The 11591-nt window shown below is 63.2% G+C and carries 9 protein-coding genes; all 9 read left to right on the plus strand.

Annotation, left to right across the window (positions count from 1 at the left end; all coding sequences use genetic code 11):
* The first annotated feature begins 61 nt into the window (after window positions 1–61).
* The gene (locus FCK22_RS13805) at window positions 62–865 is read left to right on the plus strand and encodes an ABC transporter ATP-binding protein (RefSeq protein WP_067266249.1); all 804 of its coding nucleotides are present in this window, start codon (window positions 62–64) and stop codon (window positions 863–865) included.
* On the plus strand, window positions 865–2130 hold the full coding sequence (locus tag FCK22_RS13810) for an ABC transporter permease subunit (RefSeq protein WP_067266238.1): 1266 nt from the start codon (window positions 865–867) through the stop codon (window positions 2128–2130). The genes FCK22_RS13805 and FCK22_RS13810 overlap by 1 nt, the downstream gene beginning before the upstream one ends.
* 91 nt (window positions 2131–2221) lie before the next feature.
* Window positions 2222–2809: an XRE family transcriptional regulator gene (locus FCK22_RS13815; protein WP_067266236.1), complete on the plus strand. Its 588-nt coding sequence runs from the start codon at window positions 2222–2224 to the stop codon at window positions 2807–2809.
* Between the two features lie 89 nt (window positions 2810–2898).
* Window positions 2899–5361, plus strand: a complete 2463-nt coding sequence (locus FCK22_RS13820; RefSeq protein WP_136720502.1) for an FAD-dependent oxidoreductase — start codon at window positions 2899–2901, stop codon at window positions 5359–5361.
* Window position 5362: 1 nt separating this feature from the next.
* Complete coding sequence (locus tag FCK22_RS13825; protein WP_136720503.1) at window positions 5363–7807, plus strand: FAD-dependent oxidoreductase; 2445 nt, start codon at window positions 5363–5365, stop codon at window positions 7805–7807.
* A gap of 117 nt (window positions 7808–7924) precedes the next feature.
* On the plus strand, window positions 7925–9535 hold the full coding sequence (ccoN, locus tag FCK22_RS13830) for a cytochrome-c oxidase, cbb3-type subunit I (RefSeq protein WP_067262871.1): 1611 nt from the start codon (window positions 7925–7927) through the stop codon (window positions 9533–9535).
* A gap of 5 nt (window positions 9536–9540) precedes the next feature.
* Window positions 9541–10377 (plus strand): cytochrome-c oxidase, cbb3-type subunit II, encoded by an 837-nt coding sequence (gene ccoO, locus FCK22_RS13835; RefSeq protein ID WP_209273759.1) that lies wholly within the window; start codon window positions 9541–9543, stop codon window positions 10375–10377.
* 10 nt (window positions 10378–10387) lie between these two features.
* On the plus strand, window positions 10388–10576 hold the full coding sequence (locus FCK22_RS13840) for a cbb3-type cytochrome c oxidase subunit 3 (protein WP_136720504.1): 189 nt from the start codon (window positions 10388–10390) through the stop codon (window positions 10574–10576).
* A complete protein-coding gene (ccoP, locus tag FCK22_RS13845) occupies window positions 10573–11475 on the plus strand; it encodes a cytochrome-c oxidase, cbb3-type subunit III (RefSeq protein WP_067262874.1) in 903 nt (300 codons plus the stop codon). Before FCK22_RS13840 ends, ccoP begins: the two co-directional genes overlap by 4 nt.
* Window positions 11476–11591: the final 116 nt, after the last annotated feature.

Here is an 11591-nt window from a genome sequence, read left to right on the forward strand (position 1 = left end):
GCCTGATTGCGAGGCACCGGCAGATGGGGCGCGCCGATAAACCAATAAGCAGCGGGGCAGCATGTCGGGATTGAAAATCGAAAACCTGTCGATGCGGTTTGATCTGCCCAATGGCAGTCATGTGCAGGCGCTTGAGGACGTATCGCTTGACCTTGCGGAGGGGGAGTTGATGTCGGTCCTTGGCCCCTCGGGCTGTGGCAAGACGACGCTGCTCAATATCGTGGCGGGTTTCCTTGCCCCGAGTTCGGGCGAGATCGTGATGAACGGCCATAGTGTCACGGGGCCGGATGCCGAGCGTGGCATGGTCTTTCAACAGGGCGCGCTTTTCGAGTGGATGTCGGTGCGCGAAAACGTGAGCTTTGGTCCGCGCATGAAGGGGCAGGGCGAAAAGCAGTACGGGGCCGAGGTTGACCATCTGCTCGATATCGTCGGGCTGGGCGATTTCAAGGAAAAGGCGATCTATGAGCTCTCAGGCGGGATGCAGCAGCGGGTGGCGCTGGCGCGCTGTCTGGCGAATGACCCCGATGTGATCTTGATGGACGAACCCTTGGGCGCGCTGGACGCGCTGACCCGCGAAAAGATGCAAAGCCTCGTCCTGAAACTGTGGAAAGAGACCGGCAAGACCATCATCCTGATCACCCATTCGGTCGAAGAGGCGCTGCTGCTCGGCGAGCGGCTTCTGGTCATGGCGCCGCGCCCGGGGCGCATTCACCGCGAATACCGTCTGCCCTTTGCCGATCTGGGCGTGGGGCAAGACCTGCGTGAGGTCAAGAAACACCCGGAATTCGCCGAAAGGCGCGAGGAAATCCTCGGTATGATCTGGGACATGGAGGAAGAGATCATGGGCCGGACGGAGGAGGCATGATGTTGATCCTGCTTATTTATATCGTTATCTTCGCGCTTTCCTTTTTCCTTGTCCGCTTGGTCGTCGATCAGACAGCCAGCGGCTTTGCGGCGCGTAAAACGGTAACCTTTGGCGACGAAAGCGCGGTGACGTCGAACCGCACCGCCAGCGTGATCTCGATCTTGACGATCTTCTTGCTGTGGGGCGCGTTCACCGGCTCATCCCTGCTGCCCCGATTTTTGCATGCGCCCGGCCCGTTTGAGGGGCTTGCCGAGCTGACCTATACTGCCGAGGCCGATGACGGCTCCCGCGATGACGGCACGATCACGGTGCTGGTGCATCCGGTGGGCGAAGACGCCGAGACGCCGCAGGTCGATCCCGGCGAAGGCTGGGCCAAGAATGACGCTTTCACCATCGGCGCTTGGCGCTCAGGGCTATTGCGTGTTGATAAGAATGACGAGAAGGGCCGCGATCTCGGGCACCGGGTCGTCGCCGTGAATGGGCAGGAGATCGCGCCCGGTGGCGAGGTGCAGACCGAGTTTGGCCGCGTGGGCATGTCACCCAAAGGCACGCTGAACTTCGAGCCCGCCAAGGGCTGGCAGATGGAGCCGATCTGGCTGCCGCCCCCCGAAGCCGTGGTCTCCCGCCTTGCTGAAATCTCAAGCCAAGGCTACCGCGACAGCACCCTGTGGGAGCATCTGGGCTATTCGCTGTTCCGCGTGGTCGTGGGGTTCGCCCTTGGAGCGCTGGTGGGCATTCCGCTGGGCTATGCCATGGGGCTGTCGGGCTGGTTTCGGGGCTGGTTCGATCCGATTGTCGAATTCATGCGCCCGGTGCCGCCGCTTGCCTTGATCCCGCTGGTGATCATCTGGGCGGGGATCGGTGAGGTGGGCAAGATCATCCTGCTGTTCCTCGCGGCGCTGTGGATCATGGCCATTGCTGCGCGCTCGGGCGTGTCGGGGGTGAATATCACCAAGGTCCATGCGGCTTATTCGCTGGGCGCGTCCAAGGCGCAGATCATGCGCCATGTCATCGTGCCAAACTCGCTGCCCGAGATTTTTACCGGTGCGCGGGTGGCGATGGGGGTCTGCTGGGGCACGGTGGTCGCCGCCGAACTGGTCGCGGCAGAGAAGGGGGCGGGGATGATGATCATGGTCGCCTCCAAATTCCAGCTGACCGACATCGTGCTTATGGGGATCATCCTGATCGGCATCATCGGGTTCGGCATCGACATGCTGATGCGCAAGGCTGAGCGGTTGCTGGTCCCTTGGAAAGGGCGGTCTTAACCCCGCCTGCAATCCCCTTCTGTATGAAAGGAGCCCCCCTTGCCAGACGCCGAATTCCGCGCCAGAGTGAAAAAATGGAGGAAAATTTCACATGACCGGAGCGAAAAGACCCGGGGCGGAGGCCGTGGGGCCGCGCTCTCTGGGGGCCGACCTACGGGCGATCCGCAAGGGGCGCAAACTGACCCTCACGGATCTGGCCGAGGCTTTGGGCCGGTCGGTCGGCTGGGTCAGTCAGATCGAACGCGACATCTCGACCCCCTCCATCGCCGACCTGCGCCGCATCGCCGAGATCTTGGATGTGCCGATCTCGCTACTTTTTGGCGAAGCGACGGTAAGCCCCGAAGAACGTGGCTATGTCGTACGGGCCGGGGCGCGGCGCGCCATGGGAAGTGCGGCCAATGGGTTGACGGAAGAACTGCTTTCGCCCGATCTCACCGACAGTTTCGAGGTGATCCACTCGACCTTTGCCGCCTATTCAGGGCTGGAAGCGCCCGTCAGGCGCGAAACGCAGGAGGTCGGTTTCGTCATCTCGGGCCGGTTGAACCTCACGATCGCGGAACGCCGCTTTACCGTCGGCCCCGGCGACAGCTTTCGCATTCGGGGCGAATATTACACTTGGGACAACCCCTACGACACGCCCGCCGTGGTGGTCTGGGTGATCTCTCCCCCGGTTTACTGAACCGGATTTTCATCAATTCGAACAATTACAAACTGTCCGGGGGCGCCTCTGGCCAGCCCTTTGGCGGTGCATGGCGATAGGAGGTGCATGTGGCTGATTTTCCGACAACGGCACGGGTGGTGATCATCGGCGGCGGCGTGGTTGGGGTCTCGGCCCTCTATCACCTCGCCCGCGCGGGGTGGACCGATTGCGTCCTGCTGGAAAAGAATGAACTCACCGCAGGCTCTACCTGGCATGCGGCGGGCAACTGTCCGAATTTCTCGAACTCTTGGGCGGTGATGAACATGCAGCGCTACGGGCTTGAGATGTACCGCGGTTTGGGGGAGGCGGTCGGCTATCCGATCAATTATCATGTCACCGGGGCGCTGCGGCTCGCGCATAGTCGCGAGCGGATGCAGGAGTTCGAACATGTCGCCTCCATGGCCCGCGCGCAGGGGCTGGGGATGGAGATGTGCACCCCCGCCGAATTGAAGGAACACAACCCTTTCATAGAGTTGCACGATTTGGCAGGCGGGCTGTGGGATCCCTTGGATGGGGACATCGACCCGGCGCAGCTGACCCAAGCCCTTGCCAAAGGGGCGCGCGAGGCGGGCGCGGCGATCCATCGTTTCACCTCCGCGACCGGGATAGACCGCGAAAGGGATGAATGGATCGTCCATACCGATAAGGGCGCGATCCGCTGCGAGAAGGTGGTCAACGCTGCTGGCTACTACGCGCAACGGGTGGGCGAATGGTTCCGCCCCCATGGGGGCCGCCGGGTGCCCGCGGTGGTGATGAGCCATCAGTATTTCCTGACCGAGGAAAACCCCGAGCTTGCCGCTTGGACCGCCGAGAAGGGCCATAAGATGCCAATGGTCCGCGATGTGGACAGTTCCTACTACCTGCGGCAGGACAAGAACGGCCTGAACCTCGGCCCCTATGAGCGCAACTGCAAGGCGCATTGGATCACCCCCGAGGATCCGATGCCCGAGGATTTCAGCTTTCAGCTTTATCCCGACGATCTGGATCGGCTGGAATGGTATATCGAAGACGCCATGGCGCGGATGCCGCTGTTGGGCCAGAGCGGTGTGGGGCGGATGATCAACGGGCCGATCCCCTATGCGCCCGATGGGCTGCCGATGCTGGGCCCGATGCCCGGCGTGCCGAACGCTTTCGAGGCGCATAGCTTTACCTTTGGCATCGCGCAAGGCGGCGGCGCGGGCAAGGTCATGGCCGAATGGATCACGCAAGGTGAAACGGAGTGGGACATGTGGGATGTCGACCCGCGCCGCTACACCGCCCATGCCGATCACGACTACACTCTCGCCAAGGCGCTTGAGACCTATGGCCATGAATATGCGATGCATTTCCCGCATCACGCATGGCCCGCCGGGCGCGACAAGAAGCTGTCGCCGCTGCACGACCGTTTGCGCGACGCGGGCGGTCAGATGGGGGCCTACAACGGGTGGGAGCGGGCGAATTGGTTCGCCAAACCCGGTGATGACACCGCCGAGGCCGCGACCCAGACATGGGACCGGGACGGCCCGTGGGCGGCGCGGGTCCGTGAGGAGGTCGCGGCGGTGCGCGACCATGCGGGCGTGCTCGATCTACCGGGGTTCTCGCGTTTTGCGCTTGCGGGGCCGGGGGCGGCGGAATGGCTGCGGGGCCGGATTGCGGGGGCGCTTCCCAAGGTCGGGCGGATGACGCTGGGCTATTTCCCCGACAGCCGGGGCCGGGTGCTGACCGAGATGTCGATCCTGCGCCATGCTGAGGATGACTTCACCCTGATCACCGCCGCTCCCGCGCAATGGCATGACTATGAATTGCTGCGCGATGCGTTGCCCCAAGAAGGCGAGATCAGCCTGACGGATCGAACCGATGCGGTCTCGACCCTGATCCTATGCGGCCCGAAATCCCGCGCCCTGCTGGCGCCGCTGGCCCCGGAGGCCGATCTGGCGCTGCCGTGGCTCAGCCATCAAGAGGCGTCGGTAAAGGGCAAGCCTGCGCTGCTCGCCCGGGTCTGTTTCGCGGGCGAGTTGGGCTGGGAAATCCACGCGGCCCCCGAAGACATGCCCGCGATCTATGACGCGGTCATCGCGGGCGGGGCCACGCGCTTTGGGATGTTCGCGCTCAATTCCATGCGCCTGGAAAAGGGGTATCGAACGTGGAAGGGAGATCTCTCGCAGGAGTATACGTTGTTAGAGGCCGGATTGGACCGTTTCCTGCGTCTTGATAAGCTGGAGGCATTTCCGGGGAAGGAGGCGCTGATCGCCGAACGGGACGCAGGGCCGCGGCGCCGCTTCGTGACGCTGGTGGTCGAAGGCAACCCGCAAGATGCGCCGCCGATGGCCACGCTGCGCCTGAATGGAGGTGCCGTGGGCGAGGTGACCAGTGGCGGCTATGGTTACCGGGTCGATGCCTCTATCGCCCTCGGCGTCGTGCGGGCCGAGGCTGCCGTGCCGGGCACTGAACTTACCGTCGAAATCTATGGCCAAAGCTACCGCGCCACGGTGCAGCCCGACACCCCGCTTTGGGACCGCGAAAACACGCGCATCCGCGCGCAGGAGGTCTGAGATGGGACAGCTGCCTTCCAAGGCCCGCGCGGTGATCATTGGCGGTGGCGTGATCGGCTGTTCGGTCGCCTATCATCTAACAAAGCTCGGCTGGACCGATGTGGTACTGCTGGAGCGCAAACAACTGACCTCCGGCACTACATGGCACGCGGCGGGGCTGATCGCGCAGCTGCGCGCGACGCAGAACATGACGCGGCTGGCGAAATACTCCCAAGAACTCTACAGCGCGTTGGAGGGGGAAACCGGGGTCGCCACCGGCTTCAAACGCGTGGGCTCGATCACCGCCGCCCTGACGCCCGCGCGGCGCGAGGAGATCTTGCGTCAAGCCGCCATGGCCCGCGCCTTTGGCGTCGAGGTCGAAGAGATCACCCCCGAAGAGGTCTGCGCGAGATACCCCCATGTGAAGACCGAGGGCATGACCGGCGCGGTCTATTTGCCGAAAGACGGGCAGGGCGATCCGGCCAATATTGCGCTGCTTGGCCAAGGGCGCCGGGCGCGTGGCGCGGTGGTGGCCGAGCGGGTCAGGGCGACGGGGGTCGCCCGCGCGGGGCGTCGGATCACGGCGGTGGACTGGGCCGGGGAGGATGGCAGCAGGGGCCGGATCGAGGCCGAACATGTCATCAACTGCGCGGGCATGTGGGGGCGCGAGCTGGGCCGGATGCTGGGCAGCAACGTGCCGCTGCAAGCCTGTGAGCATTTCTATATCGTCACCGAGGCTGTGCCGGGCTTGCACGAGTTGCCGGTGCTGCGCATCCCCGATGAATACGCCTATTACAAAGAGGATGCGGGGAAGATCCTGCTCGGCGCTTTCGAACCCGTGGCCAAACCTTGGGCGCTGGACGGCATCCCCGAAAATTTCGAGTTCGATCAATTGCCCGAGGATTTCGACCATTTCGAGCCGATCCTCGAGATGGCGGTCAAACGGCTGCCGCTGCTCGCGGAGGCGGGAATTCATACCTTTTTCAACGGCCCCGAAAGTTTCACCCCCGACGATGCCTATCACCTCGGTCAAGCGCCCGAGATGGACAATGTCTGGGTCGCCGCCGGGTTCAATTCCATCGGCATCCAATCGGCAGGTGGGGCGGGCATGGCGCTGGCGCAGTGGATGGAGGACGGGCAGAAACCCTTCGATCTGGGCGATGTGGACATCGCGCGGATGCAGCCGTTTCAGGGCAACAAGACCTATCTGGCGGAACGGTCGACCGAAACGCTGGGGCTGCTCTATGCCGATCACTTCCCCTACCGCCAGAAGGCTACTGCGCGGGGCATTAGGCGCAGCCCGCTCCATGCGCATCTGCTGGAGCATGGCGCGGTCATGGGCGAATTCGCAGGCTGGGAGCGGGCCAATTGGTTCGCCGATCCCGGGCAGCCGCGCGAATATCGCTATGGCTGGGGCCGGCAGAATTGGTTCGACAATCAAGCCGCCGAACATGCCGCCATCCGCGCGGGCGTGGGGCTTTACGATATGTCGTCTTTCGGCAAAATCCGCGTCGAGGGGCCAGAGGCCGAGGCTTTCATAAACCACGTCTGCGGCGCGCAGATGGCGGTGCCGGTGGGCAAGATCGTCTATACCCAGTTCCTCAACCCTCGCGGCGGGATCGAGGCGGATGTCACCGTGACCCGGCTGAGCGAGACCGCCTATCTCGTCGTCACCCCGGCGGCGACGCGGCTGGCGGATGAGACATGGCTGCGCCGCCATGCTGGCGACCGGATGGTGGTGATCACCGATGTTACGGCGGGTGAGGCGGTGCTCGCGATTATGGGGCCGAAGGCGCGAGAGGTCTTGCAGGCGGTCTCTCCCAATGACTTCTCGAATGACACCCATCCCTTTGGCATGGCGCGCGAGATCGAGATCGGCATGGGCCTCGCCCGGGCGCATCGGGTGTCCTATGTGGGCGAACTGGGCTGGGAGCTTTACGTCAGCGCCGAGATGGCAGGCCATGTCTTTGAGGCGCTGATGGAAGCGGGCGCGGCTTTCGGCGTGAAACTTTGCGGTCTGCATGCGATGGACAGTTGCCGGATCGAAAAGGGCTTTCGCCACTTCGGCCATGACATCACCTGCGAGGACCATGTGCTGGAGGCGGGCTTGGGCTTTGCGGTGAAGACCGACAAGCCGGATTTCATTGGCCGCGACGCGGTGCTGCGCAAAAAGGAAGAGGGGCTGAAGCTGCGGATGCTGCAATTCCGCCTGACGGACCCCGCGCCACTGCTCTACCACGCTGAACCGATCCTGCGGGAGGGGGCGATCGTGGGCTATCTCACCTCGGGCAACTATGGCCATCACTTAGGGGGTGCGATCGGGCTGGGCTATGTGCCCTGCGCGGGCGAAAGCCCCGCCGATCTGCTGGCCTCAACCTATGAGATCGACGTGGCGGGCCGCCGGATCAGGGCCGAGGCCAGTCTGAAACCGATGTATGACCCCAGCGGGGCGCGGACCAAAAGCTAGGCCGTCGCCTTACGAAAACGCGCCCTTCGCAGGCTTATCCGCCGAGTTTTGACATAGATCAAAGCGGCGGCTTGGGGCCCATGCGATCCGTCTCCCAAAGATGAAGGGATTCGGAATATGTTCGATACGCTCAAGTTGATCGTGCTTGCGCTTATAGTGTTCTTTGCAGCACTCGGGGCGGATTGGGCGCGCGATCCGGCTTATATGGTTCACGCCCTGCTGGTCATGTTGGTGGCCGCAGGGTTGTTTTTTTGGCAGTTGCGCCGGATGCCTGTCGAGGACGCGGCGCCCGTCGCGCCTGCAGCGCCGCAGGGCTATATGGATGGCCCCATTCGCTATGGCGTCATCGCCACCGCCTTTTGGGGCGTGGTGGGGTTTTTGGTCGGCACCTTCATCGCCTTCCAACTGGCCTTTCCCGCGCTGAACATCGACTGGGCGCAGCCCTATGCCAACTTTGGCCGCCTGCGTCCGCTGCACACCAGCGCGGTGATCTTCGCCTTTGGCGGCAATGCCCTGATCGCTACGTCTTTCTACATCGTGCAGCGCACCTCTTCGGCACGGCTCTGGGGTGGGAACGCGGCTTGGTTCGTCTTTTGGGGCTATCAGCTTTTCATCGTTCTGGCGGCCACGGGCTATCTGCTGGGGGCGACCCAATCCAAGGAATATGCCGAGCCGGAATGGTACGTCGACATCTGGCTCACCATCGTCTGGCTGGTCTACCTCGCCGTATTCTTTGGCACGATCCTGAAGCGGCGTGAGCGGCATATCTATGTCGCCAACTGGTTCTTTCTGGCCTTCATCATCACCGTGGCCATGCTGCATGTGGTCAATAACCTCGCCATCCCGGTGTCGATCTGGGGCTCCAAATCGGTGCAGGTCTTTGCGGGCGTGCAGGATGCGATGACGCAATGGTGGTACGGCCACAACGCGGTGGGTTTCTTCCTGACGGCGGGTTTCCTTGGCATGATGTATTACTTCGTGCCGAAACAGGCGGGCCGTCCGGTTTATAGCTACAAACTGTCGATCATCCACTTCTGGGCGCTGATCTTTCTCTATATCTGGGCGGGGCCGCACCACTTGCATTACACCGCTTTGCCCGATTGGGCGGCGACGCTGGGGATGGTGTTCTCGATCATCCTGTGGATGCCAAGCTGGGGCGGCATGATCAACGGGCTGATGACGCTCGAAGGCGCGTGGGACAAGATCCGCACCGATCCGATCATCCGCATGTTCGTGGCCTCGCTCGCCTTCTACGGCATGTCCACCTTCGAAGGGCCGATGATGTCGATCCGCGCGGTGAACAGCCTCAGCCACTACACCGACTGGACCATCGGCCATGTGCATTCCGGCGCGCTTGGTTGGAACGGGCTCATCACCTTTGGTGCGCTCTACTTCCTCACCCCGCGGCTCTGGGGCCGGGCGCAGATGCACTCCATGGCGGCGATCAACCTGCACTTCTGGCTCGCGACCCTTGGGATCGTGCTCTACGCCGCGTCGATGTGGGTCTCGGGCATCATGGAGGGGCTGATGTGGCGTGAGGTCGATGCCAATGGCTTCCTCGTCAACAGCTTTGCCGACACCGTCGAAGCGAAATTCCTAATGTATGTGGTCCGTGGTCTGGGCGGGGTTCTCTACCTCGCGGGCGGTGCGGTGATGGTCTGGAACATGTGGATGACCATCCGCGCCCCGCAAGCCCGCCCCGTCACCGTCGCCCTGCCAGCGGAGTAAGATCAATGGCCAAGAACCCCCACAGCCCCAATTATGACCCCGCTGACGACCCGAAAGTCGTGACCGCTAGCGAAGGCCTGAAGAAGGGCAAAATTCCTAACGAACTGCCGCCCGAGACGGAGGCCATCACCTTTCACCAGCGGTTCGAGCGCAACGCGACACTGCTGCTGATCGCCTCGCTCGGGGTGGTGAGCATCGGCGGGATCGTCGAAATCGCGCCGCTCTTTTGGCTGGAGAATACTATCGAAGAGGTCGAGGGCATGCGCCCCTATTCGCCGCTGGAACTGGCGGGGCGCGAGATCTATGTGCGCGAGGGCTGCTACGTCTGCCACAGCCAGATGATCCGCCCGATGCGCGATGAGACGGAGCGTTACGGCCACTACAGTCTCGCCGCCGAGTCGATGTATGACCACCCGTTTCAATGGGGCTCCAAACGCACCGGGCCGGATCTGGCGCGCGTCGGCGGGCGCTATTCGGATGAGTGGCATGTCGATCACCTGATGGACCCGCAATCGGTGGTGCCGGAAAGCGTCATGCCGAAATACGCCTTTCTGATGGACGCCAAACTTGAGCCTGAGGATGTGACCGATCTGGTCGCCACCCACCGCACGGTCGGCGTGCCCTATAATGATGAAATGATCGCAAATGTCCGTGGCGATTTCCGGGTGCAGGTCGACCCTTTCGGCGATTACGACGGGCTGTTGGAACGCTACCCCGGCGCGCAGGTGCGCAACTTCGACGGCCAGCCGGGGGTGAGCGAGATGGATGCCCTGATCGCCTATCTGCAAATGCTCGGAACGCTGGTCGATTTCTCGACCTTCGTGCCTGACGCCAGCCGCTGAGGAGACCGCAATGGACACCTATTCTTTCCTGCGTGAACTGGCTGATAGCTGGGCGCTGTTGATCCTGACGCTGATCTTTCTGGGCGTCATTGCTTGGGCCTTTCGCCCCGGCTCGCGCGCCCTGCACGACGATGCCGCCGCCGTCCCGTTTCGCAACGACGACCCCGATCAAGCCCGCAATGACGGAGCCCGCACATGACCGATAAACGCAAGATCGACCCCGCCACCGGGACCGAGACCACAGGCCACAGTTGGGACGGGATCGAAGAGCTGAACACGCCGCTGCCGCGCTGGTGGCTCTGGACCTTCTATGCCACCGTCGTCTGGGGCGTGATCTATACCATCCTTTATCCCGCCTGGCCGATGGTCTCAGGCGCGACGGCGGGGCTGCTCGGCTATTCCACCCGTGGCGAAGTCGCTGCCGAGATTGCGCGGGTGGACCTGTCGAATGCCGACTTGACCGAAAGCCTCGTCAACGTCGATCTGGCGGTGCTGAAGGACAACGAAGAGCTGCACCGTTTCGCGACACAGGCCGGGCGCTCGGTCTTTGCGGCCAATTGCTCGCAATGCCACGGCGCGGGGGCAGGGGGGGTGGTGGCCTCGGGCTATCCCAACCTTCTGGACGATGACTGGCTTTGGGGCGGCACGATGGAGGATATCGCCTATACCGTGCGCCATGGCATCCGCAACGAGGATGACCCCGACGCGCGTTTCTCGGAGATGCCGCCGTTTGATTGGATGGAGGAGGCCGAGCTCGACGCCACCGTGCATTTCGTGCGCAGCCTTTCGGGGCTTGAGCATGACGCAGGCGCAGCGCTGGCGGGGGCAGAGGTCTATGCCGACAACTGTAGCGCCTGCCATGGGGAGCGTGGCCTCGGCGACCGTGAGATGGGCGCGCCCAACCTTGCCGATGCGATCTGGCTGCGCGGCGGCAGCCATGAGGCGATCCTGCGGCAACTCAAAGCGCCGCGCATGGGGGTGATGCCGCCGTGGCAGGCCCGTCTGGGCGAGGCCGAGGTCCGCGCCGTGACCGCCTATGTCCACGGTCTGGGCGGCGGCGAGGCTGCGGTCGATGCCGAGGGTGCCGCTGCCGACTAAACCGGTACGACAAATAATCTGCGGATTGATGCAGATCAAAGCGGCCTGCGCCCCACGGGTGTAGGCCGCAAGACGTAAACTCGGAGCCTACTGCCCATGTCCAACGCCGCCCCCCC

This window comes from Sulfitobacter sp. 15WGC (genome assembly GCF_005068605.1).
In the GTDB taxonomy this organism is placed as follows: domain Bacteria; phylum Pseudomonadota; class Alphaproteobacteria; order Rhodobacterales; family Rhodobacteraceae; genus Sulfitobacter; species Sulfitobacter faviae.

Coding starts and splice junctions, on each gene's coding strand:
- FCK22_RS13805 (WP_067266249.1), top strand. CDS start 62: ATGTCGGGATTGAAAATCGAAAACCTGTCGATGCGGTTTGATCTGCCC.
- FCK22_RS13810 (WP_067266238.1), top strand. CDS start 865: ATGTTGATCCTGCTTATTTATATCGTTATCTTCGCGCTTTCCTTTTTC.
- FCK22_RS13815 (WP_067266236.1), top strand. CDS start 2,222: ATGACCGGAGCGAAAAGACCCGGGGCGGAGGCCGTGGGGCCGCGCTCT.
- FCK22_RS13825 (WP_136720503.1), top strand. CDS start 5,363: ATGGGACAGCTGCCTTCCAAGGCCCGCGCGGTGATCATTGGCGGTGGC.
- ccoN (WP_067262871.1), top strand. CDS start 7,925: ATGTTCGATACGCTCAAGTTGATCGTGCTTGCGCTTATAGTGTTCTTT.
- ccoO (WP_209273759.1), top strand. CDS start 9,541: ATGGCCAAGAACCCCCACAGCCCCAATTATGACCCCGCTGACGACCCG.
- FCK22_RS13840 (WP_136720504.1), top strand. CDS start 10,388: ATGGACACCTATTCTTTCCTGCGTGAACTGGCTGATAGCTGGGCGCTG.
- ccoP (WP_067262874.1), top strand. CDS start 10,573: ATGACCGATAAACGCAAGATCGACCCCGCCACCGGGACCGAGACCACA.